Annotated in this window: 1 protein-coding gene; it reads right to left on the bottom strand. The window is 63.3% G+C overall.

The genetic code is table 11. The features are described from left to right. Window positions 1–747 (bottom strand): transglycosylase SLT domain-containing protein (locus tag ASU03_RS20435; RefSeq protein ID WP_157466012.1); only part of this gene is annotated, 747 nt, incomplete at both ends.

The raw sequence follows: 747 nt of genomic DNA, 5'->3' as shown, positions 1-747 counted from the left end.
GTGCCAATCCACCAGCGGTTGTGGCGAGTTGAGCTTCTGCCCGTAGATCACCGAATAAGACAGCACGTTCTGCACATACTGGCGGGTTTCGTCGAACGGGATGCTTTCCACCCACCCGTCGAAACTCAGGTGATCGGCGCCGCGCAACCATCGGCCTACGCGCCCTGGGCCGGCGTTGTCGGCGGCAGACCCGAGCACGCGGTTGCCGTTGAACTGGCTGTGCACCTGGCTCAGGTAGGCGGCGCCGAGTTGGATGTTCTTGTCCGGGTCCAGCACCTGCTGCGGTGACGCCAGTGGGATGCTGAACTTTCGCGCGGTTTCCTTGGCGGTGGCGGGCATCAGTTGCATCAGGCCGCTGGCGCCACCGCCGGAACGGGCGTCATCCATCAAGGCGCTTTCCTGGCGCGCGATGGCAATAACCCAGCTCCAATGCAGGCCACGGCCCTTGGTTTCACGTACCAGGGTGTCGCGGTGGGCCATGGGGAAGCGGATATCCAGGTCGTCCCAGTACTTGGCCTGGCTGATGGTGCGGATCGCCGGGAAGTACCATTTCATGTCGTAGGCGAGCTTGGCCTGGGCGACCATTTCGTCACGGTTGAAGTGGCGGCTGACGTGATACCACTCGCGGCGGCCGTCGACGATCTGGCCACGGGCATAAAACTCCAGGGCGCGGCGCACACCCGGGGTGTTGCGCACCTTGTTGATCAGGGCCTGGCTCATGACCAGGGGCTGGTTGTTCAACTGATA

Origin of the sequence: Colwellia sp. TT2012 (assembly GCF_001440345.1) — a bacterium.
Taxonomy (GTDB): domain Bacteria; phylum Pseudomonadota; class Gammaproteobacteria; order Enterobacterales; family Alteromonadaceae; genus Colwellia.
The sequence above is the reverse complement of the archived record's forward strand: the minus strand, read 5'-3'. Positions and strand labels throughout refer to the sequence as shown.